The 25,570-nt window shown below is 49.9% G+C and carries 16 protein-coding genes; 9 read left to right on the top strand and 7 right to left on the bottom strand.

Features of this window, described 5'->3' with window-relative positions; translation table 11 throughout:
• Positions 1-2: 2 nt before the first annotated feature.
• Together ACYU8Y_RS07460 and ACYU8Y_RS07455 are read left to right on the top strand one after the other, a co-directional pair.
• A complete protein-coding gene (locus tag ACYU8Y_RS07460; protein WP_460935769.1) occupies positions 3-1,343 on the top strand; it encodes a TldD/PmbA family protein in 1,341 nt (446 codons plus the stop codon).
• A gap of 54 nt (positions 1,344-1,397) precedes the next feature.
• Positions 1,398-2,693 carry an NAD(P)/FAD-dependent oxidoreductase gene (locus ACYU8Y_RS07455; protein WP_460935767.1) on the top strand — a complete coding sequence of 432 codons (1,296 nt, stop codon included), beginning with the start codon at positions 1,398-1,400 and terminating at the stop codon, positions 2,691-2,693.
• Positions 2,694-3,181: 488 nt separating this feature from the next.
• On the opposite strand, the gene ACYU8Y_RS07450 is transcribed toward ACYU8Y_RS07455, so the two are convergent.
• Positions 3,182-4,936, bottom strand: coding sequence for a RagB/SusD family nutrient uptake outer membrane protein (locus ACYU8Y_RS07450; RefSeq protein ID WP_460935765.1), 1,755 nt, complete (start codon positions 4,934-4,936; stop codon positions 3,182-3,184).
• Positions 4,937-5,025: 89 nt separating this feature from the next.
• Complete coding sequence (locus ACYU8Y_RS07445; RefSeq protein ID WP_460935764.1) at positions 5,026-8,289, bottom strand: SusC/RagA family TonB-linked outer membrane protein; 3,264 nt, start codon at positions 8,287-8,289, stop codon at positions 5,026-5,028.
• 352 nt (positions 8,290-8,641) lie between these two features.
• Between ACYU8Y_RS07445 and ACYU8Y_RS07440 the strand changes: the two genes are divergently transcribed.
• Both ACYU8Y_RS07440 and ACYU8Y_RS07435 read left to right on the top strand, forming a co-directional pair.
• Positions 8,642-12,256, top strand: a complete 3,615-nt coding sequence (locus ACYU8Y_RS07440) for a VCBS repeat-containing protein (protein ID WP_460935762.1) — start codon at positions 8,642-8,644, stop codon at positions 12,254-12,256.
• 122 nt (positions 12,257-12,378) lie between these two features.
• The gene (locus tag ACYU8Y_RS07435) at positions 12,379-13,941 is read left to right on the top strand and encodes an FG-GAP repeat domain-containing protein (RefSeq protein WP_460935760.1); all 1,563 of its coding nucleotides are present in this window, start codon (positions 12,379-12,381) and stop codon (positions 13,939-13,941) included.
• A gap of 16 nt (positions 13,942-13,957) precedes the next feature.
• Here ACYU8Y_RS07435 and ACYU8Y_RS07430 read toward each other — a convergent pair whose 3' ends face one another.
• Positions 13,958-14,854 (bottom strand): LysR family transcriptional regulator, encoded by an 897-nt coding sequence (locus ACYU8Y_RS07430; RefSeq protein WP_460935758.1) that lies wholly within the window; start codon positions 14,852-14,854, stop codon positions 13,958-13,960.
• A 161-nt stretch (positions 14,855-15,015) separates the two neighbouring features.
• On the opposite strand from ACYU8Y_RS07430, the gene ACYU8Y_RS07425 reads away from it, so the two are divergent.
• The 4 genes from ACYU8Y_RS07425 (at position 15,016) to ACYU8Y_RS07410 (ending at position 18,738) form a co-directional block, all read left to right on the top strand.
• Positions 15,016-15,636, top strand: a complete 621-nt coding sequence (locus ACYU8Y_RS07425) for an NAD(P)H-dependent oxidoreductase (RefSeq protein WP_460935756.1) — start codon at positions 15,016-15,018, stop codon at positions 15,634-15,636.
• 263 nt (positions 15,637-15,899) lie between these two features.
• Entirely contained in the window at positions 15,900-16,808 is a 909-nt protein-coding gene (locus ACYU8Y_RS07420; RefSeq protein WP_460935755.1) for a glycerophosphodiester phosphodiesterase family protein, read from the top strand.
• 90 nt (positions 16,809-16,898) lie between these two features.
• Positions 16,899-17,801 (top strand): helix-turn-helix domain-containing protein, encoded by a 903-nt coding sequence (locus ACYU8Y_RS07415; protein WP_460935753.1) that lies wholly within the window; start codon positions 16,899-16,901, stop codon positions 17,799-17,801.
• 82 nt (positions 17,802-17,883) lie between these two features.
• Complete coding sequence (locus tag ACYU8Y_RS07410; protein WP_460935751.1) at positions 17,884-18,738, top strand: oxidoreductase; 855 nt, start codon at positions 17,884-17,886, stop codon at positions 18,736-18,738.
• 284 nt (positions 18,739-19,022) lie between these two features.
• On the opposite strand, the gene ACYU8Y_RS07405 is transcribed toward ACYU8Y_RS07410, so the two are convergent.
• The 3 genes from ACYU8Y_RS07405 to ACYU8Y_RS07395 form a co-directional block, all read right to left on the bottom strand.
• A complete protein-coding gene (locus ACYU8Y_RS07405) occupies positions 19,023-20,000 on the bottom strand; it encodes a quinone oxidoreductase family protein (protein WP_460935749.1) in 978 nt (325 codons plus the stop codon).
• Positions 20,001-20,021: 21 nt separating this feature from the next.
• Entirely contained in the window at positions 20,022-20,435 is a 414-nt protein-coding gene (locus tag ACYU8Y_RS07400; protein WP_460935747.1) for a DoxX family protein, read from the bottom strand.
• 96 nt (positions 20,436-20,531) lie between these two features.
• Positions 20,532-21,107: a Crp/Fnr family transcriptional regulator gene (locus ACYU8Y_RS07395; protein WP_460935745.1), complete on the bottom strand. Its 576-nt coding sequence runs from the start codon at positions 21,105-21,107 to the stop codon at positions 20,532-20,534.
• A 447-nt stretch (positions 21,108-21,554) separates the two neighbouring features.
• On the opposite strand from ACYU8Y_RS07395, the gene ACYU8Y_RS07390 reads away from it, so the two are divergent.
• Positions 21,555-23,978 (top strand): ABC transporter permease, encoded by a 2,424-nt coding sequence (locus ACYU8Y_RS07390; protein WP_460935743.1) that lies wholly within the window; start codon positions 21,555-21,557, stop codon positions 23,976-23,978.
• Positions 23,979-24,103: 125 nt separating this feature from the next.
• Here the strand turns inward: ACYU8Y_RS07390 and ACYU8Y_RS07385 are convergent, their stop codons facing one another.
• Positions 24,104-25,531: a LamG domain-containing protein gene (locus ACYU8Y_RS07385; RefSeq protein WP_460935741.1), complete on the bottom strand. Its 1,428-nt coding sequence runs from the start codon at positions 25,529-25,531 to the stop codon at positions 24,104-24,106.
• Positions 25,532-25,570 lie beyond the last annotated feature (39 nt).

Genomic DNA, 25,570 nt, shown 5'->3' with positions numbered 1-25,570 from the left:
ACATGGCTATCTTATTATCAGAAACAGAAGCGAAACTATTGCTACAGAAGGCATTGGCTTATTCCAAAGCCGACGAATGCGAAATAAATTTGCAGGGTGAAGAATGGAGCAACATCCGATATGCTCTTAACAAAGTCTCAACCTGCGGATCCAAAGCCTATAAAACGCTGTCGGTTCAGTCGGCCTTTGGCAAAAAGGTTGGCGTTGCAACCATCGACGAATTCGATGAAACTTCGCTGGAAAAAGTTGTCCGTCGTGCAGAAGAAGTGGCTCAACTGGCCCCGGAAAATCCTGAGTATATTGGCCTTCTTGGGCCACAGACCTATTTACCATCAACCGGCTTTTTCGACTCGGCAGCCAATATGCTGGCCGTTGACCGGGCCAAAGCAGTAAGCCAAAGTATTCAGATAGCCCGTTCGCAAAAACAGACCGTAGCGGGCTATCTGGAAGACCGCGTTGGTTTTTCGGCAATGATGAACAGTAAAGGACTATTTGCCTATTACCCAAGTACAGAGATCAATTTTAGCGCAACCATCCGTACGGGGACCGGAACGGGTTCTGGGTTTGCCGCTCAGGGCGTAAGTGATTTCTTAAAACTGAATACGGCATCAGCCACACAGGTTGCCCTTCAAAAGGCGCTCGGTTCGGTGAATGCCCGCGCTATTGAACCCGGCAAATACACCGTTATTCTTGAACCGCTGGCGGCTGCGGTACTGCTGGAACATTTATTCCGTGCTCTGGATGCCCGCAGTGCCGATGAAGGACGCTCATTCCTGAGCAAACCCGGTGGCAAAACGAAACTTGGTGAGCGACTTACAGACGAACGGGTAACAATTTATTCGGATCCAACTAATCCTGAATTGCCCGCTTCACCCTGGGGATCCGATGGTCGGGTACAGGAAAAAATAAACTGGATTGACAAAGGCGTTGTCAAAAACCTGTCCTATTCCCGCTACTGGGCGCAGAAAAAGGGAGTAAAAGCCGTGCCAGCACCCACCAATTTCATGATGGTGGGAGGTGATGCAACCCTGGATGAGCTAATAAAAACCACGCAACGTGGTATTCTGGTAACCCGATTCTGGTATATCCGCTCCGTTGATCCACAGTCTCTATTGGTCACTGGCCTGACTCGTGATGGTACTTTTTACATCGAAAACGGCAAGATTAAATATCCTATTAAAAATTTCCGGTTTAATGAAAGTCCGGTTATCATGCTTAATAATCTGGAAACATTAGGAAAAGTAGAGCGGGTCGTGAGTAGCGAAGGCTCCTTTACCAATTACCTCATTCCATCGATGAAAATTCGGGAGTTTACGTTCACTTCTCTTTCCGATGCTGTGTAAGAATATACATTGACTTTCCTTCCTTCTTTTCACGATCAGTTACTTAACTGCGATATGTCAACCGATGCCCAGAACGAACGTAAGCCCGCGCAGATTAACCGACGCCAGTTACTGAAGTACGGCGTTCAGGGTACTGCATTAACTGCTTTGGGTGGGACTTTGCCTCATCCTGCGCAAGCCGGTGTTACCAGTTTCATTAAAAAGCCAGCAAAGAATGGAAAACTTGTTGTTGTCGGCGCTGGTGCATTTGGCGGTTGGACGGCGCTGCATCTGCTGCGAAAAGGCTATCAGGTAACGCTCATTGACCAATTTGGTGCCGGGAATAATCAGTCGAGTTCAGGTGGGGAAACCCGCCTGATTCGAGCCTATTATGACGACCCGATTTATGTTGACATGGCAATACGAGCCATGACGCTCTGGAAGGAAAATGAGCCACGCATGGGTCAGAAAATGTTGCACCAGAACGGGTTGCTCCTGTTCAATTACCCATCCAGTAAAGCCGAATCCGAAACGGCCGTTTCGATTTACAAAAAAGCGGGTTTGCCCCTCGAAAAAGTCAGTCTGGATGATGCGGTCAAGCGGTGGCCTCAGATTGGAACAGAAGGCCTCGACCACGTCATGTATGACCCCAATGCCGGGTATCTGGATGCCCGCAAGGGTTGTCACGCCGTTTGTGATTTGTTCATTAAAGAAGGCGGTATATTCCTGCAAAAACAGCTTCAAAAGGAAACCATCAAGGGCGGTAAAGCGACATCTGTCACACTTTCTGACGGGAGTACATTGGAAGCCGATCAGTTTATAGTTGCCTGTGGCCCATGGCTGGTTCGTTTATTCCCAGAACTCACTAAAAAACTCAAAGTGACGCGCGCGTTGTGTTTCTTCTTTGCGACTCCGCCCAGTCAATCTGACTTGATGGAGAATAAACTGCCTACCTGGATGGATCGCGACATGACAGGTCCCTTCCGCTCTTTTGGCGTGCCGGGAAGCGATTCCAGAGGGTTTAAAATAGGGCTAACGCCCCCTGACAACAACGTAACCGACCGGTTTGACACCTATCACCGTATGGCAAAACAGGAGGAACTGGATATGGCTCTGAACATACTTACCCGACGGTTTCCTAAAATGGTAGGTCAGCCCCTGATTGAGCAGCGGGTTTGTCAATACACCGTTACACCCGATAGCAACTTCATTCTGGATACCCATCCCGAAGCCGATAATCTTTGGGTGATGGGCGGTGATTCTGGGCATGGCTATAAACAAGGTGCTTCATTTGGTGAACTGGCCGCTAATACGGTTGTTGGCGAAAAGGAGAAACTGAAAAAATTTGCGCTCAAACGGTTGATTGGCTAAACCTGCCCTCTACTCATTACCAGTACATATTCCCTTGACGATGTTTACAGGGGAACAAATTCATGTTGCGAGTCAACCAGCTATACGTGGCATTCGTATATGCTGTACTGCTTTCATTCTGGCTGTTTGTAGCATTAACAATCTTTTTTTGTGCGATTGTCAGGCTGGAATGGCATGATGATGGATTGTATCCCTCCTTTCTGTATGGGTTAGTGTTGGCTCATGGACAGTTGTGGATACCACTGCTATGGTTGGCTGCGTGTTTCCTCTTAAAATAAGCCTTAACGACAGGACTGCCTGGTCAATTCAAAGATATTCACTTTACGGCGACGGGCAGAGTCAATGAGTGGCGGAGAAAGCACAAAAACTAACGTGCTGTTTAACAGAAAAGCGGTGCTGAGAAAACTCAGCACCGCTTTTCTGTACTCAAAATTATTCTGCCCAATTATTATGACTAGAGAAAACTTGATCGAAGCAAGTTACTTGTCTTAATAACCAGGGTTTTGCTTCAAAATAGCCGTGCTACCGTTCTGCAGGTCAAGCTGCGTTTGTGGCAGCGGCAAGTACTCGTTCTTGCCCGCCGTGAATACAGCACCACTGTAAGCATTCGACAGCTTCGTCTTTTCGTACGCCAGGAACGCATTCAACGTCGGTGCCGCAATGCCCCACCGCACCAGATCGAAGAAACGCTGACCTTCTTCGGCTAGCTCGATCTTACGCTCGAACCGAACCGTGTTACGAGCCACATCCTTCGACGCAAAGGCAGAAGCCGGATAAGGAGCAACTACATAGTTGGCAGCCGGCTTGCCGTCGGCAGTCACCACGAAACCAGCTGGGTTGGCAGCCCGGTTACGCACCTGATTGACATAGTTCATCGCCGTTGTCAGGCTACCCACTTCCACTTCGGCTTCGGCCGCCATCAGCAGCACATCCGAGTAACGCATCAGAACGACGTTCGTAGCGGCCCAGCCTTTCGTCCAGTTCGATACGTCGGCCACTTTGCCTTGCTGAGCCAGATAGAAAACATACTTCTTCGTCGAGTAGGGACCACCGAAGGCCTGGTTACGCGTCCAGGCGCTGGTGAAGTTGCCATAATCCAGATAAGGAATACCCCGACGACCAACCGTATGGTCAAGACGAGGATCGACCGTGCGGGTGTCGGGCGTGAACGCATCACCGGGCAGCAGGCCCATGTCCGTTTTCAATTCGTTGGTCGCGTTATCATACGCCCCGTTGGCCTGGGCCATGTCGATCGGTAGACCCGTAGCATCGGTCCGGAACGAGTTGGCCAGATCGAAGCTGGGCTTGAAGAAGTCACAGCAGGTGGCCCCAATGCCGGCGCTGTAGGGATAGTTCAGGTTCAAGTCACCCGAGGCTGCATCCGAGCTACCTGCGTTGGCTACGTTCTGGGTCGAGAAAACGGCTTCTTCGCTGTTCTCGTTGGCTGCGTTGAACACCTGAGCGTACTGCGCCACCAGGCCATACTTCTTGCCGTTGGTGGTTTTGCCGTTGGCGATGATCAGATCGTACAGGGCTTTGGCTTCAGTGTACTTCTTCTGGTACATGTAGGTTCTGGCCAGATAGGCAGCCGCAGCCCACTTGTTGACGCGGCCTGCCGAGGTGTTGGTCTCAGCCAGGTTGTCGTAGGCAAATTTGAAGTCAGCTTCAATCTTAGGCCAGATGTCGGTGTCATTCTTCACCGTGGTAGCTCCCGTTCCATAATCCAGTGTTTCATCGATGTAGGGAACCATGTTGAAAGTCCGCTTGAGGTCGAAGTAGTAGAGCCCTCTGAGGAAGCGGGCTTCGCCCCCAATCTGCTGCTTGGTAGCAGCGGTCACGGTTGGATCAGCCGTAGGCAGGAGCCGGAGTACGGAGTTGGCCCGGCTTGCGCCTTCGTACAGGGCTTGCCAGCGGGCGTTCAATTCTGCACTGGATGCGGCCACCAGGTAGGTTTCGAAGGGGGTGATGGCGTTGAAATCGGAGGGGTCGGAGCCTTTGTTGGCGTCGCCCCCCATGATGCTGCCGTACACCCAGTTGGTTGGGCTGGCCGTCTGCGAGTAGCCCCGCCCGTTCAGTTCCGAATAAGCACTGATCAGCAGCCCCTGCAGGCCGGCATTCGTTGTCAAGAGAGAGCTAACCAACTGACCCGTTGGGGCTACATTCAGGAACGAATCTTTACAAGCCAGCGAAATTACCGTCAACAGCACTGTAAGACCCACCCCTTTTGTGATTGTCTTTTTCATCTTATATTTTTTTCGAGAAACAGATTTGTCATGTTTTCGAAACGCTGACTTTTTTGTTTGGTAAGAAGTCAGCGTTTCGAGTTTATTTATTAAAATCCAACGCTTAGACCTACGTTATAGCTCCGCGTGATTGGGTAGTTACCGATGTCGATACCAAAGTTTGAGTCAGCAGCACCACCAACACCCGGATCCAGTCCTTTGTAGCCTGTAACCGTGAAGACGTTGTTTGCCGAAACAGAGAACCGAACACGACCTAAGCCTACTTTATTCAATAAGCTTGCTGGTAAGGTGTAACCCAGCGTAATATTCTGCATCCGCAGGTAAGAGCCGTCCTCAACGTAGAATGAGTTAGGAACGGTGTTGGTGCTGATATTCGCTACATCTTCGAAGATCGGCTGTGTTGTGTTCGTGTGAGTCGGTGTCCACGAATCTTTTACCCGTGCGCTGACAGCCGCTCCCGAGAAGGATGGATAGAAGTCGGTATACCACTTAGACAGGTTGAAAATTTTATTTCCCAACGAAGCATACAGATACGTTGCAACGTCGAAGCCTTTGTAATTAACCGACAGGTTCACACCGCCCGTAAATTTCGGCACCGGACTACCGATGAAGGTACGGTCGTTGTTATCGATGATACCGTTGCCATCGATGTCAGCATACCGGAATCGGCCCAGACCAGCGCCTTCCTGGGTTGGAGCTGCTTTAATTTCCTCTTGTGAGTTGAACAGACCAATTACTTTATAGCCGAAGAACGAAGCAATTGCCTGACCGGGTTGGTTACGAGTAGCTGGCAAGGATAACCGGTTAGAAGCAGGAGTAACGTCAAAGTAAGGAACACCCGGTGCCAAAGTCTGAATCTGGTTGCTCAGGAAGCTACCCGTTACGTTCACTTCGTACCCAACATCGTTTGCTACTTTACCACGGGTAATCACCTGAATGTCGATCCCCTGGTTCCGCATGCTGGCAATGTTCACCGAAGGAGCCGTTGCCCGCTGACCAATAACACCTGCGATGGGCACTTGATACAAGAGGTCTTTGGTGTCTTTGCGCCAGATATCGAAAACTACTTCCAGTTTGTTGTTCAGGAACGAACCATCAATACCAACGTTAGTGGTCGTACTGGTTTCCCATTTGGCATTGGGGTTACCGATCCGGCTCCGGAAGAAGCCAGGGTCTACCGCCGAGTTGCTGCCCGTAATATCGTACGAGTTAGCAATATTCGATTGGAACAGGCTGTATTGGTTGTTCGGATCTACGTTGTTCGAGTTACCCATCTGGCCCCAGCCGCCCCGGATTTTCAGGTCGGTAATAAAGGGCAGGTTTTTCATGAAATCTTCACCCGATACGCGCCAGGCCGCCGAAAAAGCGGGGAACACGCCATATCGGTTGGAAGCACCAAAGCGAGACGAACCGTCTCTACGAACAACCGCGGTAACCAGGTATTTATCCAGCAAGCTATAGTTAACCCGTCCGAACTGCGAGTAGAATGTTACACCGCTGAACAAGTCACTGTTCGATTGGCGACCGGAAGCTGACGAAGTCGTGATGCTGGCGTAGCTTGGATCGGTCGAGAACGGGTTCAGACCAACACCGCTGATATTCCGGCCAAAGCCCGTATTCAGGGCTTCGATACCGCCCAGAAGGTCGATGCTGTGAATACCGAATTTCCGCTTGTACTGAGCCGTGTTCGTGAACGTCCAGGCAATGTTATAGCCCGCTCCTTCATTGATCCGGAAACCACCGTTGTTTCCTTCGGCATTTTCGTAGGTGTTCCGGGAAGTCGTTTTGTTGTAATAGTTACTCAGTGAGCCACCAATGCTGCTCCGGATTGTCAGATCGGGAATGATGTCATACTCCAGATAAGCGTTTCCAAAAAGACCCAGGTTAAAGTTGCGGTTATTTTTAGCCGCATCCCGGTTAGCAACAGGGTTTGATGGGTTGTTAAATCCTTTAGCGGCTGTACCGGCATAGCCACCAAATACGTCATAGACGGGAATAATTGGTGCCATCCGGAAAGCAAGCAGAATATCATTCTCCTGCTGCGATGCATTCTGTCCGCTATTATCACCGAACTGACCCGTGTTGTCAATATACGTAGCCTGGATATTCTCGCCAAACCGCAGTTTCTTATTCTTGAGGATGTCAAAATCCGAGTTGACGCGGAAAGTATACCGGGTAAAGTTGTTGTTTAAGATAATACCAGGCTGTGATTGCTCACTAAAACCAACATAGTAACGACCACTTTCGCTACCGCCTGAGAAGCCTAAGGTGTGACGCATCAGAATGGGTGTCCGTGTAATGGCCTTGTACCAGTTGGTCCCCTCTTTGTTCGCGCGAGTTACCTGATAGATAGGTCCATTGGCTGCGTTGATGTTGTACTTGGCTGCTTCAGCGGCTAAATCGACACCGCCCGTTACCCCAAACCGGTTGCCAACCTGCAGGTATTCAGGCAACACGGGCGTTGCGCCTGCCCCATATTGGCCACTGGCGATACCCGAGAAGTCGATTGGTTGGCCCAATGCGATTTCTCTGTTGCGAATTGCATTCCAGGTCCAGTCAGCCTGCTCCTGTGGATTCAGTACGGCTGGCGCTTTACCCGGATCCGTAAATCCGTAAAGTCCATCATACGTAACGCTCAGTTTTTGAGCCCGGCGCTGTCCTCGTTTGGTTGTAATAACAATGACGCCGTTAGCCGCACGAGCACCGTAGATAGATGCCGCTGCGGCATCTTTCAAAACGGTTGTTGATTCGATATCGTCTGGGCTTAGGAGCGCACTGCCACCTGTTGGTACGCCATCGATAATGTACAATGGTGTGTTACCACCGAATGCCCCGAATCCCCGTACCCGAATCGTGTTGTTAGCGCCAGGCTGACCACTGGCAATAACGGTAACCCCGGCAACCCGGCCCTGAAGCTGGGTTTCAACGTTCGCAGAAGGAATCGCTTTTAAGTCCTTCGCTTTCACGGTAGATACAGCACCCGTATTGTCCCGCTTGCTGTCGGTCGTATAACCCGTTACCACAACTTCATTCAGTGTAGAGGCTTCCTCTTCAAGCTGAATGGCAATGGCGGTCTGATTGCCTACCGTCACCTGGGTTGCTTTGTAGCCAATGGCAGAAACAGCAAGCACGTCGGTTGCGCTGCGTACTGTTATAGTATAAGCGCCATTAGCATCCGTTGTTGTACCAATGGTTGTTCCCTTGATAACTACGTTAGCACCCGGTACCGGTTCGCTGACGCTGGTCACAGTACCTGTAACCCGAATACCCTGTGCAAAAACGTTTACGTTCCACAGGAACATAATAGCCCCCAGCAGTGAAAACTGAAAGGTCTTGTAAAACTTTGTGTACATAGAGGTTGGTATAATTAGAAAAATAACGAATCAATATTAGCGGGTTAAGTTCATTTTTCAAAGTTTATATTGCCATTTTCCAACGCCAAAATAGTCCTATAGTATAAATAAATCTGCTCTAAGTAAAACCCTAAGAATTAAATTGCTTATTATCAGAATGTTAACAAGTTAGCAGTAACAAATAGTTACCGTATAAATATTCTAGTATTGTTTAGAATTGTAGCGTTTTTTTTGTGTCGGCAGTGCCATTTTTAGAGCAGATACCCACTGAGGGCATCATTTGCCCCCTTTTAGCATAGTGGCATTATCCTGCATTAATGTGTATATTAGCTGTTTATTTATTAATTTATCTATGTTTCACCGTTACCTGCCTCTTGCGCTGACTGGCTTGCTTATCTGGTTTATCACCGCCTGTCAGTCTTCCTCCAATCAGTTATTTACCTTGCTGCCCGCTGAAGAAACCGGGATTAACTTTTCCAATCGGATCACCAATAATGACTCGATGAGTATTCTTGATATCGAATACTTTTACAACGGTGGTGGCGTTGCGCTGGGCGACTTCAATAACGACGGCTTGCCCGATGTCTTCTTTACCGGCAATCAGGTAGCAAACCGCCTTTATCTGAATAAGGGCAATTTTAAATTTGACGACATCACAGCCTCAGCGGGGGTAGCAGGAAACGGCAAATGGTGTTCGGGCGCTACGTTGGTTGATATCAATAGTGACGGTAAACTCGATATTTACGTAAGTGCTACTCTCCATAAAGCAGCTAAACAACGGGAGAACCTACTTTACGTGAACCAGGGGATGCGCGACGGGAAACCGGTCTTTCGGGAGATGGCTCACGAGTACGGAATTGCGGATGATACGTATACGACCAATGCCGCTTTCTTTGATTACGATAACGACGGTGATCTGGACCTTTACCTGCTTACCGACCGCATTGAGGATTCGCCCAATGTGTATCGAGCCAAAATAAACGATGGATCTTCCCTGAATACGGATCGGCTCTATCGCAACGACTTCGATGCCAAACTTGGTCATCCATTGTTCACGAATGTCTCGAAGCAGGCAGGTATTTTGCACGACGGGTATGGACTCGGACTGAATATTACGGATATAAACCGGGATGGCTGGAAAGACATTTACGTAACGAACGATTACCTGTCCGACGATTTGATGTACATCAATAACCACGATGGCACGTTTACGGAGCGGGCCGCGGAGTACTTCAAACATACCAGTAATACGGCGATGGGGAACGACGTAACCGACATCAACAACGACGGCCTGGTCGATGTGCTGGCGCTGGATATGATGCCCCGGGAGAATCGCCGGAAGAAGATGTTGCTGGCGCCTAATAATTACCAAACCTACCTATATAATGACGAATATAAATATGGCTATCAGGTTGTCCGTAATACGCTTCAGCTTAACCAGGGGCCACGGCCTAACTCAACCACGCCGGCTTTCAGTGAAATAAGTCTGTTGGCGGACATAGCCGAAACGGATTGGAGCTGGGCCCCCATGGTAGCTGATTTCGACCACGACGGCTACCGTGACCTGATCGTCACGAATGGGTTTCCGCAGGATGTTACGGATCGTGATTTCATGACGTTTCTGACGGAGAATGCACAGATTGCTACGAAAGATTACAAACTAGCTCAAATCCCGATTGTCAAGATCAACAACTACGCCTTTCGGAATACGGGTGATCTGAAATTTACCGATGTTACTGAAAAATGGGGCATCAACAAGCCCTCTTTCTCCAATGGAGCAGCCTATGGTGATCTTGATAACGATGGTGACCTCGACTACGTGGTTAACAACATCAATGATTCGGCTTTTGTGTACCGGAACAACCTTATCGAGAAAAAACCCGAGAAGGCTAATTACCTGCGCATAAAATTTGCCGGGTCGGGCACTAATCCAATGGGGCTTGGCACTTTTGTAGAGTTGCACTATGGAAAGCAGAATGAACAGCAGCAGGTGTATGAACATAGTCCCTACCGGGGTTACCTCTCAACGGTTGAGCCAGTTGCCCATTTTGGCCTGGGCGCGGTGAGCACCATTAATGAAGTCCGCATTATCTGGCCCGCTCAGGGCACTGAGCCTGCCCGGCAGCAAACACTGCGTAATATAAAACCCAATCAGGTGCTGCTGGCCGACAGGCGCAACGCCCATGAGCCAGTCACTGCCCCGACCCGACAGCCAGCCAGCCTTTTCAACGAAGTTACGGATTCATTGAAAGTGGCCTTTCAGCATCAGGAACCGGAATACATTGACTTCAATACGCAGAAACTCCTGCCGCATAAGTTTTCGCAGTATGGCCCCGGCCTGTCGGTCGGTGATGTAAACGGCGATGGCCTGGACGATCTATTTATTGGTGGTTCGAGAGCCAACAAAGGCCATTTCATGATTCAGACAGCCGCCGGAACATTCGTAGAGCAAGACCTGCTACCCGATCAGACGGGTCCTGGCGGAAAGCTTGAAGAAGACATGGGTACGCTGCTTTTTGATGCCGACGGGGATGGAGACCTCGACCTGTATGTGGCCAGCGGAGGGTCGGAAGGACAACCAAACTCGCCTGCTTTTCAGGACCGGCTTTATATAAACGACGGTCCCGGTGGAAAAGGAAAATTTACCTTAAGCGCCAATGCGCTTCCCCCCAACATGACCAGTAAATCGTGCGTCAAAGCCGTCGATTTTGATCGGGATGGCGACCTGGACCTGTTCATAGGCGGACGCGTCGAACCGGATCATTACCCCAAACCTGTATCGAGTTTCATCCTGCGCAATGACCACACGGGCGGCCCATCCGGCCAGGTTCGCTTTACGGATGTGACCAAGACGGTGGCACCGGCATTGCAAAACATCGGTCTGGTGTGCGATGCTCTCTGGACGGACCCCGACAATGATGGATGGCCTGACTTACTGCTGGCGGGCGAATTTATGCCCCTCACACTATTAAAAAATCAACACGGTAAGTTGACGGAAACCACAACCGGGCTCGAATCGCAGAAAGGGTGGTGGAACTCGCTGGTAGCCGGCGACTTCGACGGGGATGGCGACACGGATTACATTGCCGGTAATCTCGGCCGCAATGGCCGGATGCAGGCCAGCGACAAGGAACCTGTACGCATCTATGGCGGTGATTTCGACAACAACGGCTTCTACGATGCCATACCGACTATTTTTATTCCTGATTCGACGGGTCGTCGGCAGGAATATACGTTCCACGGCCGGGAAGACCTGATCAAACAAATGATTGCGATGCGTCGGCGATTTCCTTATTTCAAAGATTTTGCCACCGCCAACATCGACAAGCTGCTTACCCCCGAAGAACGACAGAGTGCGCTGGTACTGGAAGCCAACTACCTGGAATCTGCCTATATTGAAAACAAAGGCGACGGCACGTTTGCTATGCGGCCCCTACCCATCCAGGCTCAGTTGGCCCCCATCTTTGGCATGGTCGCCGACGATGTAGATCGCGATGGTAACCTGGACGTAATGCTGGTCGGTAACGATTTTGGGGGTGAAGTGCTGGCCGGGCGCTATGATGCCATGAACGGGTTGTTTCTTCGGGGCGACGGTACCGGAAATTTTGCGGCTCAGTCCATTGCCAGTAGTGGTTTTTATGTGCCCGGCAACGCCAAAGCCTTGGCACAACTTACGGACAAGCAGGGCCGCGAATTATTGGTAGCGACACAAAACCGGGGCCGCCTGTGCATCTTCCGCAATCACAAACCGGCCACCAGCCTACGACTTCGACCTACCGATGCGTCGGCGCTGCTGACTTTTGCCAATGGCAAGAAGCAAAAGGTAGAGTTTAGCTACGGGAATTCATTTCTGTCACAATCGGCTCGCATCCTGTTGATAAGTCCATTCGTGAAGACCATTGAAATAACGGATTCGCAAGGGCACAAACGGCAGGAACTCAGCCCGGCCAAGCTGGCACAGCGGTAAAAAACGCCCCGGTAAGGCTGAATTCGGCGAAAGTCAAGGCTGCGTGCATTGACCGCGGCTGTTGAGCAGCCGGATAAACGACTGTGCGCTGGAAGCACAGAAAAAGAAGAATACGTTGTCTAATGATTTATAAAAATTTGTCTTTTTACCGAGTATACCTCGGCCTGTTGGCGTTCGTGTCTTTGTGCATCGTTATTGAAAGTTGCTATTCTGGAAATGAAGCGGCCTTGAGCGATCCGTACATTGCGGCCGGTCAGAAACTGGCCTTGCAACATTGCAGTACGTGCCACCTGGCCGTCTCACCGAATACGCTGGATAAAGAAACCTGGGAAAAGCACGTGTTGCCTGCCATGGCCCCCAGGCTGGGGCTTGAATCGTACGATGGCGGCCTCTATTATGCCGGTAATAAAGCGGTGATTTCCTACGATGACTGGCAGAAAATTGTGGCGTATTACCTGACATTGGCTCCGCCAAAGCTTAAGCCCGCTCAGCCATCCGCGGTGAATGACTGGGCTATTTTCTCCCTGGAAAAACCCCAGCGGGATACATCAAAAACGGCCGAAACAACCCTGGTGACAGTGGATACGATTAGCCATCAACTCTACACGAGCGATGGGTTACGCAATGATCTTACCCGCTGGGATCAGCAGCTACGACCAACCTTACAGAAGCAACTGAAATCCCCCGCGGTAAATGCCCAGTTTTTTCGGGATAAACAGGGCAATGAGCAGGGGTTATTCACGTGCCTGGGCACTATGCTGCCAGATGACAACGCAAAGGGTGAATTGGTCGGATTAGCGATTTCGGGAACGCAACCAGCAGAACCGGCTACCCTATTCGCCAATTTACCACGCCCTTTACAATCCCTGCCCGCCGATCTCAACAAAGATGGCCTGACAGACTGGGTGGTTTGCGGCTTTGGGCACCTGGTAGGCGGTTTATACTGGCTGCAACAAGGCCCGAATCATGCCTTTACGAAACACCCCATCCGTGAAGTGGCGGGAGCAATCCAAGCGACCACCGGTGATTTTAACGCCGACGGCTGGCCCGACTTGATGGTCTTGTTTGCGCACGCTGACGAAGGAATATGGCTATTTCTGAACGATAAAAAAGGTGGTTTTACCGAACAAAATCTGCTTCGGTTTCCACCCGTTTCCGGTTCGACCAGTTTTCAGTTAGTCGATTTTAATAAAGATGGTCGACTGGATATTCTCTATACCAGCGGAGATAATAGCGACTACTCCCAGATTTTAAAGCCTTATCATGGCGTATATGTTTACCTCAATGAAGGCAACTTTCGTTATAAGCAAACGTATTTTTATCCGATCAATGGTTGCGTCAAAGCCATGGCTGCTGATTTTGATCTGGACGGGGATTTGGACATAGTGAGTATTGCTTTCTTCGCTGATTTTCTGGACAATCCGGCCGAAGGTTGTGTTTATCTGGAGCAGGAAAAAACGTTACAGTTTCAAGCCCATACCCTGCCCGTTTCCAGCTATGGCCGGTGGATCTGTATGGATGTGACTGACTGGGATCAGGACGGCGATCCGGATATACTATTGGGTAATTTTTCACACGGATTCATTAACCAGTCCGACCTGAAACCCGCCTGGGATACCCACCTACCCTTCATCCTGCTGAAGAATAAAACCCGGCAATCAGCCTCCATAAGGAGGAGCTTATGAGAGTTCCGGGCGGGTTTTACTGATCGTGCGTTTCGAAAATCTGCTGAATCCGGCTAATCTCCTGAGCATAGATGGTTTTCTTGCGCGTACCGAAGTAGAGCGTATTTTCAATCACTTTTCTTCCTTCCCAGACCAGCTTTACCAGTCCACGCTCCAGTTCATTCCGGCATAGAAAATCAGGGATGATTGAAAAGCCCTCCCCGCCACTCAGGCAGCGCACAATGGAACAGATATTGGGGACGATGTAATTCGGTTTAAAATCGGGGTGGCGGTTGAAATTCAGGTGCCAGAATTTCTTCAGGTTTTCCATATCGGCGGCCGTGCTGTACCAGATTTGCTGTTTCAACCAGCCTTCGGCTTCTTCGGCCATTCCATTGTCAAGCAGGACTTTCAGCTCATCCGTGTTTGACCTGGCTCCGCCTATCAGCACGATACGTTCTTTTGAAAAAGGCTGGTAAGTCAGATTGGCCTGTAAGCCTTTTTGGGGCGTAATGATTAAATCCAGCAAACCTTTGTCCAAATCCTGCTGCATTTGAGCATACTCGCCAAACTTGATAATCACATTGAAGGGCAGGGTACTCATATAAGGCTCCAGCGTGAACTGAAACGTCTCAAAGCACATACCGATGCTGATGGTCGCTTTGTCCGTTTTCGAGTTCTTATGAAACTGCTGCTCAGCGGCTTCCAGCTTGCCGATCGGCTCCAGAATAAAATTATACATCAGCTTTCCCCGCTCTGTCGGCACCATTTTTCGGGCAGCCCGATCGAACAGTTTATAGCCCGTGTGCGCTTCCAGCGAATTCAGGTGCAAGCTTACTCCCGGCTGGGATAAATACAGGGCCTGAGCCGCGGCTGTCAATGAGCCCGTTTCGTAAATCGCCTTGAACGTACGAAACCATTCCAGATTAACCATATTGCTTATCGATCATTTTTATGATACAAAGCTACTAGTTAACTTATTTTTATGATACTTTCCGGGGCTATACTTTTGCATCAGTAATCAATCACCCGATCTGGCAGCTTCATCATTGGATGCCAGCTGGCCATAAACGGGCTAATTCATAGCGAAAAAACATGAAAAATGTATTTGTTATCAACGGTGGTCAGAAGTTCGCTCATTCGGGAGGTACTTTCAACGAAACCCTGACGAGCTGGACAGTCGACTTTTTAAATCAGCACCCCGCGTTTGCTGTGCAGATTACCAATATCAACGACGAGTACGACCCGGCCGAAGAAGTCAAAAAATACGTGTGGGCCGATATTATTATCTACCATACCCCAGTTTGGTGGTTTCAGGTACCCCATCGGCTGAAGGAGTACATCGATCTTGTTTTCACGGCAGGACATCAGCAGGGAATTTACACGAGTGACGGCCGCTCGCATCGAAACCCGGCGATTAACTACGGTACAGGTGGCTCGCTACAGGGTCGGCATTACCTGCTTACAACAAGCTGGAATGCCCCCAAGGAAGCCTTTACCCTACCGGGCGAATTTTTCGGACAAAAAAGTGTGGATGATGGCGTGATGTTCGGCTTTCACCGCATGAATGCGTTCACGGGCATGAAGCCGCTGGAAAGCATTCACTTTCACGACGTCGAGAAAAACGCGGATATAGACCGCGACAAACGACTTTACAAAACGCATCTGGAGAAGGTATTACTGGGCCACGTTGAGCCAGTAGAAATGGCTCATTAGCCCTTAATCAAAAAGTACTCGCCCATGGAAATAAAAAATGAGCCACTGGCGAGGTTACTTAACGACATCTTCACAGTAAGGTAACCCTAGCTTCATGGTAACGAAATAGTAAATTTCGAAGTTTGCTGATTCAACGCGTGCAACTGCCGGCCGCCCCTTGACTCACTCTTCTTGCTTTACGCCCAATGCTTACACTTATAAAACTCCGGACCAGCCAAAAAATGACCGGGTACGTTTCCGCCCAGCAACAAATACCAGGTCGAATGAAACACCTGTTGATCTTGGCACTGGGCCTTAGCATCGCTGGTGTTGCCAACGCACAAACCGTATCGGTTTTACCCATCAAAACGGTTCAGGATCTCCACGCTTTTTTTCACTGGTCAGACCAGAAAAAAACGATCGTGAGCGGACACCGGGGGGGTATGGTTCCGGGATTTCCGGAAAATTCGTTGGCCACGTTTGCCAATACACTGGCACACACCCCTGCTTTTTTTGAAACTGACCCGCGCCTGACCAAAGACAGCGTCATTGTACTCATGCACGATGCCACGCTGGACCGAACTACGACCGGCACGGGGAAACTGTCGGATTATACCTGGGACGAGCTAAAAAAACTCTACCTCAAGGATGCGGAAGGTCGTGTTACGCACCATCGCATTCCGACCCTGTCCGAAGCCATCGAGTGGGCTCGGGGCAAGACTGTCCTGAACCTGGACCGAAAAGATGTCCCGTGGGCCATGACGGCGGCTTTGATTCGCAAACACAAAGCAGATGCGTTTGTGATGCTCACCGTCCACTCGCCCGAACAAGCCCGCTATTATTATGAGGACAACAAAGAGCGGATGTTCTCCGTGTTTATCAAGAGCCAGCAGGAATTAGACGCCTACGAAAAGGCCGGTATCCCGGCAACCAACATGATTGCCTACATCGGCCCGACGGTGAAGCCCGAAAATCAGGCGTTGTACCGGTTGCTGAATGCCCGGGGTATTATGTGTATGATTTCGGCAGCTTCGTCGTACGACAAACTGCCCGATCCCCAAGAGCGAGCCGCTGCTTACCGAGCAATCGTTCAGGATGGGGCCAGCATTCTGGAGTCGGATCGCCCTATCGAAGTAGCGGAAGCGCTCAAGGGTTTTGTACCCAAACGACCAATCGCTTCACCTGATCGGTGACCTACTCTGGGCCTTGGCGGCAGTCAATAGCCTGTACAATAAACTTCTTTTTTTAGCCGACCGTAGGATTGAATATGGTAACTTTGTTCCATGCAAAAGACCGAAAGTCTCGAAGAATTTTATCGGCATAAATTAACTAACCCGCCCACTACGCTACAAGCCACCGTCGGGGATGTGAATGTATTTCGGCTGGAGGATTGCCTGGCTCCCAGTACCGCTCCGGTTCAGTATAGCCGACGGGATTTTTATAAGATTACGCTTATCCGGGGACGTAATCTGTACCATTATGCGGATAAAAGTATTGAGATCGATGGGCCAACGCTGGTGTTTTTTAACCCGCAGGTGCCTTATACCTGGCAAGCGGTTTCAGGCGACACAACCGGGTTTTTCTGCATTTTTCGCGAATCGTTCTTCAGCGGGCGGTTCAACACGGGGCTAACGGAACTGCCGCTGTTTCAGCCCGGTGGTAAGCCAGCTTATGCTCTGGAGGCCGGGCAGGATGCCGAAGTGAGTGCGCTCTTCGAGAAAATGCTGGATGAAATCAACTCAGACTATATTCTTAAGTATGACCTGATTCGTAATTACGTATCCGAACTAATTCATTTTGCCCTCAAACGGCGACCTTCCGATGCCCTGCACCAGCACCCCGATGCCCGTTCGCGACTGACGGCGGTTTTTATCGAACTCCTCGAGCGGCAGTTTCCTATTGAGTCGCCGACCCGGCGGTTTGCCCTGCGTTCGGCGAGTGACTTTGCCCACCAACTCGCCGTACACGTCAATCACCTAAACCGTTGCGTGCGGGACACAACCGGCAAAACCACAACCGACCATATTGCCGACCGTTTGGCCGGTGAGGCCAGAGCTTTGCTCAGGCATACCGACTGGAACATTGCCGAAATTGGCTATAGCCTGGGTTTCGACGAACCGGCCCACTTCAACTACTTCTTCAGAAAGCATACCGGCTTGACCCCGTCGACGTTTCGGCGTGTTTGAATTTAGTAAGTATTGGCTTGAATTTGGCAATCTGCCCCTAGTCTACCGGCCTACCTTTGCTGTCCTTAAACGAGTAACACTTATGGACAATCAACAAGTATGGTTTATCACCGGAGCCTCTAAAGGCTTAGGCCTCGAATTAGTCGATCAGCTACTACGTCAGGGCCATCGGGTCGCGGCTACTTCCCGTGATGTTGCCGAACTTCGCCGGGCCACCGGCAATGAATCCGCTGATTTTTTGCCACTGGGCGTCGATTTGACCACCGAAACCAGCGTTGAGGAGGCCATCCAGGCTACTATCAGCCAGTTCGGACGGATCGATGTGGTGGTCAATAACGCCGGATATGGCCAACTGGGCAGTTTGGAAGAACTCACAGACGAGGAGGCCCGGGCTAATTTTGAGGTCAATGTGTTTGGCATGCTGAACGTAATCCGGCAGGTTATGCCTCAGTTGCGGAAACAGCAGTCGGGTCATATCCTCAACCTCTCCTCCATTGCGGGCATTACGGGCAACTTTCCCGGCTGGGGCATCTACTGCGCCACGAAGTTTGCCGTCGAAGGGTTATCCGAATCGCTGGCGGCAGAAGCGGCTCCGTTCGGTATCAAGGTAACCATCGTGGAACCGGGTTATTTCCGGACAGAATTTTTGTCGTCCGGTTCGTTGCGAACGCCTGCAAACCAGATGGATGAGTATGCGCTGGTACGCGAATCGGAAGCGGTTCATCTGCAACAAATCAGAGGAAATCAGCCTGGCGATCCGGCGAAAGCAGTGGCGGCCATGATTCAAATTGCCACTGAGCCCACCCCACCCCTGCACCTGTTGCTCGGTCAGGATGCTTATGATGTCGCCACGGGAAAGATCTCGGCATTTCAGGCTGATATGACGCACTGGAAAGCACTGACCGTGTCTACTGGTTTTGCCGAGCCAGCGGCCTGACTTGAGCCCATTTCGGAATGTACGAAGGGCAATGCGGTGTCATGCATGAATCCGTTTCTGGTCACCGACCGTAGAAATTCGTTTTCTGAGCGTATTGTTGTCACGCTGGTGTAACTAAATGGAAAGCGCACTTTGGTGCTGGAAGAGTTCTTAAACTCTTCCAGCACCAAAGTGCGCTTTCCACGTTCTCGGTTAAATCAATCCACATACATAACAAGTCGGTTGATTCGTCGTGCTTCGCAATCCAGCTTGGCCACCATAGGACAAAACCTCCTGTATGAGCGTCAGTTCATGGTAATGACGAGTCGCTTTCCATCAGTGATGGCTACGTTATAGATGGATTCTATGTCGGATAAGTCCACCGTAACGGTATCCACTTTAAGCGTTCCGTCAGCCGCTAATTGAAACATGTCAGGTAAGATTTCGCTAAACAGTTTACCCACATCCTGCCGCGTCCAACTACCCAGCCCCGAGCCTGATAGATGCAGATCAACGCTCCGCAAAATTTCGGCAGATAGCTGTACTTTATCGCCAGTTATGCTTCCGATCGAAACAAAACGCACCGGATGGGTAAAGGCCCCCTTGCCCTTCAACGAAGCGAGTAGCAGTTCCGCCGAGTGGCCCCACAGGTAATCGATGATCACATCAATTGGCGTACTACCGTGAATCGTGCGAAGTTGAGTTAGATAATCTTCGTCGCTTCGATTTACCGAGATAATCTCATCCGCTCCTAAGCCTAACAATGTCTGCAAGGAGTCGGGATTGCGCCCCGTGGCAATCACTTTTTTAGCGCCATAGTATTTGGCTAGCTGCACGGCCACCCGGCCCGTAAAGCCCGTTGCCCCATTAATCAAGACTACATCGCCGGGCTGGATACCCGCCCGGAAGCGTAGCCCCATAGCCGCCCCAATTACACCATTGGGCAAAGCCGCTGCCGTAGCGTCATCTACCCCATCAGGTATCAGCACCATACGTTTTTTTTCTACGACGGCTTGCTGGGCGACCATACCACTAATTCCTATCGCATAGACGCGGGTACCGTCGGCCAGCAGTCCCACTCCATCGCCCCCAATGACCTTCGCCTGGCTGGCCTGTTGCGCATCGGCGGAATAATGGCTACCACTCGCCTGGCCGCGGTCGATATGCTTAATCGCAGCCGCCTTAACGGTTATTAATACTTCATCCTCATTCGCGACAACGGGACTGGGAACCTCCGCGTAACGCGGTCCAGTCCCCTGCGGATACATGATGGCAGCTTTCATGGTCGATTTCAGTTTTACGGATTAAACAACAGCCGTCAAAAAGCCGGTTGGTGTTGATTTAGTGATTGATTTGACTGTTTGTACGTAGTGGTAGCTGGCATAAGAAACCAACACCAACCCCAGGGCGAGCAGAGCGGAAGCTGAGTCGCGGAGGGAATCACCAGACGCCAGATGCGCAATAAATCCTGAAACCACCGTGATAACAAAACCAGCGTATACCCACTCTTTAATCCTTCCTCTTAGCGCAGGCAGCACCAGTACGATTACACCAATCAGTTTAGCTACTGCCAACTCAACGCGGAAATAGTCGGGAAAACCAAAGTGAACACACAGCCGTCGGGCTTCTTCCGACGTTAGATAGGCATAGGCATTGCCGAGCATCCACAGGCTGAACAGGGCCGTCGTCACCCAATAAAGAATCGTTAATCGTTTCATTGTATCGCTTATTTTATTTGTTGCTGATACAAAGGTAGAGGGCCGCCAGACCCTCAAACGATAACATTTGTTATCAAATACAAAGCCCTGCCTTAGCTATTTGGCCCGGGCAATTTTTGCTTTGATCCGGCTCAAGTGAACGCTGCTAATGCCCAGGTAAGAAGCAATATAATGCTGAGGGACGCGCTGGATGATATGCGGGTTTTGGGTCATCAGCATCTCATAGCGCTCCTGCGGTGTATCCCGGACAAACGACAGAAAATGCTTCATGTAATCCAGTGTTCGCCCAAACAATGCCTCCAGAATCAGACTCCTCATGGCCGGTTGCTCGCTGACCTCTTTGATAATTTTATCAACACTACCTTTGTCGATCCACCACAAGGTACAGGGCTCAATCGTCTCAATGGAAAACAAGCTTGGACTACTTTTTCGGAAACTTTCAATTGACGAAACGGTCCTGTTTTCAAAGAAGAACTGGAAGGTAATGTCCTCCCCTTTATTATTGAACCAAACACGCAGGCATCCCTTTTCAATAAGATACGCTTTGCGGGAAATATCACCTTCCCGAAGCAGAATGGTCCTGGCCGGTACATGGATTTGCCGGAAGTAGCGGATATACTCATCCCATTTTTCGGGCGGCAACGGGAAATTTTTTCTGAATTTTTCGAACATGATGAATTCCCTATTTGGATACGAAGAAAGGCTGTCGCAAAGTAACCAAACGATGGGCCGGTTTCGCTATCAGTTTACCGCAGCTATGCTTAAGTCAACTGATAAAGAGGATTTTAAAGCGAAGATATCATGTGTAGAACCGGCGAAATGACACCATCGAGAAAATTGCCCCTCTTCAGGAAGCTTCTTCTTATGCATTCCTTCGTCTTGAAGGGGAGTATAGGTTGAGAATATTTCTGTGGGCGCAACCTGTTTTGGAAAGTCTTCACTTGTCAAGCGAAATAATAGCGCAGATCAAAATAATATAATGTCGGAATAGTAACAATAGTAATTTCACCAAATCAACTATTATTATAGTTTTATAACTAATAAATAAGTTATACATTTAACCCGTAGTTATTGAGATAGGATTTTCACGCATTATCCGACCATTATTTCACCTTGGCCATGATTCGGAATTACATCACAGTTGCCTGGCGTAATCTGCTAAAGTATAAGGCTATTTCGTCTATTATGATTTTTGGATTAGCCGCTAGTATCGCTGCCTTCCTGCTACTTGCTCAGTACGTGTTCGCGGAGTTTAGCTATGATGAATTCCACACGCATGCGGAAAACATTTATCGTATCCGACTGGATGATTACAAACAAGGCGTTCTGACGAATAGCAGTGTCATCAGCTACTACGCCGAAGCGCCGGCCATCAAAGAAACTTTTTCTGAGGTAGAAAATTTCGTTCGGCTGCACCGGGCCGATGGCATGATCAGCTACCGCAAACCAACGGGCGAACAGGTTAGCTATCACGAGAAAAAAGCCTTCTACGCCGACTCGTCTTTATTCAGTGTATTTTCATTCCCGTTGCTAAAAGGTGCTGCCAATCAGGTGCTACGTCGGCCTGAGTCCGTTGTGATTTCAGCGACGGTGGCCCGGAAATATTTTGGTCAGGAAAATCCGATTGGCAAAACGCTTCGGTTAAGCACTGATTGGCAGGGGGGCAACTACGTAGTGGAAGGCGTATTCGCTGATATTCCGACGAACAGTCATATTCATTTCGATTTTGTTTTTTCCATCCAGAACCTACTCAAGAATCAGCAGTTTGCCACGGGCGGCTGGTACTGGACCAATTTTTATACCTACCTGCTCCTGAAACCAGGCACCTCGCCCGAAGCTTTGGAAGGCCGATTATCCCGTGTTATCGACAAGCATATTGGTAATCAGTTGAAAAATTACAAGATCAGACAAACCTTCGTTTTACAACCTCTTCAGGCCATTCACCTCCATTCCCAGACGGCATCAGAAGTCGAAGCAAACGGAAAGATTAGTATAGTTTATGTGCTTATCCTCGTTGCCTTCCTGGTTCTGGCCATTGGCTGGCTTAATTACATCAACCTGGCTACGGCCAGAGGTATTGAACGAGCCAAAGAGGTAGGCGTCCGAAAAGCAATGGGTTCAGAAAAAGGCCAGCTGATCAAGCAGTTTCTGGTCGAATCCTTTGGTGTTAATCTGTTATCCGTGTTTATTGGCATTGGCCTTTTTTTACTGGCGCTTACCTTATTTGGCGACTGGATTCAGTCCACCAACGGCTTTTCCAGCCGTCAAAAGCCTTTGTTCTGGATTGTATCCCTGACCGTAATTGGTCTGGGATTCTTACTTTCCGGATTTTATCCCGCTTTTATTCTTTCCTCGTTTAAACCAATTGCCATTCTGAAAGGGCATTTGCCTAAGCAAGCCGGTGGCGAATCGTTCCGCAAGGCTCTAGTGGTGTTTCAGTTCACCGCTTCGATTTGCCTGATTATTGCCACCCTGGTCATTAATCAGCAACTTTCCTTCATGCAGCAGCAGGATTTGGGAATGAACATCGACCAGAAGCTGATTATAAAAGCCCCCAAAGTGTTACGAACGGAAAGCTTTACCAATGACATTCGCTTTTTTAAGGATCGGCTGTTAACGCATACGGGTGTCCAGCAAGTAACGGCTTCTTCCGAAGTTCCGGGGCAGGAAATTTTCTGGACGGACGAATGGCAGCGGTTCCATGAGGCTGCCGCCGATTATAAACTGTGCCGTATGCTGGCTGTTGACGAAGATTTTATTCCGACCTATAACATCAAATTGTTGGCGGGGCGGAACTTCGACAACGAGTTGGTACTTGATAACGACGCGGTTATCATCAACAAAAGCGCGTTAAAGGCTTTCGGCTTCGCAACCGCCCAAGAGGCACTCAATCAGGAAATTGGCAACGTAATCCCCAAAAAGATTGTCGGCGTCGTGAATGACTTCCATCAACAATCGCTGAAAACGGCCAATCGCCCTACCATTTTTCAGCATATTCCCTGGAGTAGTGCCTTTCTGACGATTGCGCTACGTAGACCTACGATGCGGGAATCACTGGCGATGCTCCAAAAAGTCTATCAGGAAGCGTTTCCCGGCAATGCATTTGAGTTTTTTTTCCTGAATGACCATTTCCAGCAACAATACGAATCGGATGAACGGGTAGCGTTGCTAATGAATTGGTTTGCCCTTTTAGCGATCAGTATTGCCTGTTTAGGTCTCTTGGGACTGGCCCTGTTCACAGCTAAAAACCGCACGAAGGAAATTGGTATTCGAAAAGTACTGGGAGCCAGTACTGGCCGTATTGTCATGCTGCTGACCGGTGATTTTCTGAAGCCAGTGGGTCTGGCTATTCTTCTGGCTTCCCCCCTGGCCTGGTATGCGATGAATTGGTGGTTACAGGAATTCGCGTATAAAACGGACATTAAGTGGTGGACATTTGCCATAGCGGGTGGACTTGCGGTAGGCATTGCCCTGGTGACCGTTAGTTTTCAAAGTGTCAAAGCCGCGTTGATGAATCCCGTCAAGAGCTTACGTAACGAATAAATTTGGTTGTGTTCAGCGCATAAAACGCCCTGTTTAAGAAGTAGCCATACGAACGCCCCTCCTCTCATGTAGGAGCGTTCGTCGCTCCTGGTGCTGTATACCAGTCCCACCTACCGGTCGAATGCTCACTCTTTGGTAAATTCTCGGGTGTCATTCCCTTGACGCAGCGTCACTTTGTTATGAGCCAAATCAAAGTCAAACGTTGCACTCGACGAAGGATACAGGAAGCTGTGATGGCCTAACGCTTGCAGGGCTAACCCATCCTGACCCGATAGCTGAACCTGAAGAGTTTTGCCCTTCTTAAGAAAACGAAGCGTAAACTGTACATCGGCATTGCGGTACGTGCCCTCATACACCGACACATCCAGCGAGGCCAGTTCGCTGGCTAACGATAGAATTTGGGCTACCTGCCCGGTTGCCTGAATCTGGTTGGTGCTTTCTAAACGGGCCATCAGGCCCCAGCCATAAAAATCATTGGCTACCCCAATCAACAGGTCGTTCTGGCCCGCCCTGAGGTTGAGCGGAGCCGTTGCATTCAGCGTCGAAATCCGCCCATCCGGGTATTTGCGCATATTATATTGGTATAAGTTTTTGTCAACCAGCACCGGCTGATGATTCAGAAAAACCCACACTTCATCACTAAATCCCACTTGCAAGAACGTTTTAACAGCTTCCCGAGCGAGAAGGGTAGTTTGTAGCCAGACCACTCGTCGCGTCTTACTGGCCCCGTATTTACGGGTCAAATTCAGCAACCCGCGCCGTTCCGCCCCGATGCTATCAGTAAACTGCTCGGGGCTGGGTAACTGACGAACCGACAGTTCATGCCCGTCAGGCAACTCCTGAGGGGTAGATACTGCCCAAGTCCGCAGATAATTCGGGTCATGGTCGGTCAAGTCGGGAGAGGCTGACGGACTCACGGACTCGACTATGTTCGGTTTTACTTGCACGTTGGCCACGTACGAAGCCCCTTCAAAGGCAATACTACCCTGGCGAGCGGTGGCTTCCAACTTAGGAATATCGAGTACCGCTTGCGGAGCCTGATTAAGAAAGACCTGTAGTCGGCTACCGGAAATGACTAGTTTGAGGTGATTCCACTCACCGGGCCTGAGCAGCGCCGGGGCTTGATATTCGGGATACAAGTCCCACAGATTAACGCCCCCCACATAGGGGCTGTACTGGATACCGTCATTGGCTAGCGGATTGGTTGTACTGTTAGTACGCAGATAGACAATCTCCTGATCGTTTGAATCGTGCCGGTGGAAATAAATTGACTGAGCCGATTCGGGCCGAAGTGGTTCGAGGTCAAACTCAATCGTTCCGTCCTGGAAGACGACTTCATTGAGAACGACGGGGCCGGCATTTTGGGCGAGCCGCATGGCCCGTTGGCCTTTGTAGTCAAGAAAATCGACCTTTCCGGCCTGGAAGCGCCATTGGCTCGCCGTCAGGGGAATGGCATAATCCCGGTGTTTTGACGCCAGGGAGGACTTGTTTTTTTGGGCCAGGCTTTGGGTAGCCAGCAACACGAGCACCACCGAAAATACATTCTTCATCATGAGTTGGTCAACTAGTTTTGGCCAAAGGTGGGGCTGAGG

It is taken from the genome of Spirosoma humi, from assembly GCF_054776575.1.
This window is presented reverse-complemented; position numbering and strand designations above follow the sequence as displayed.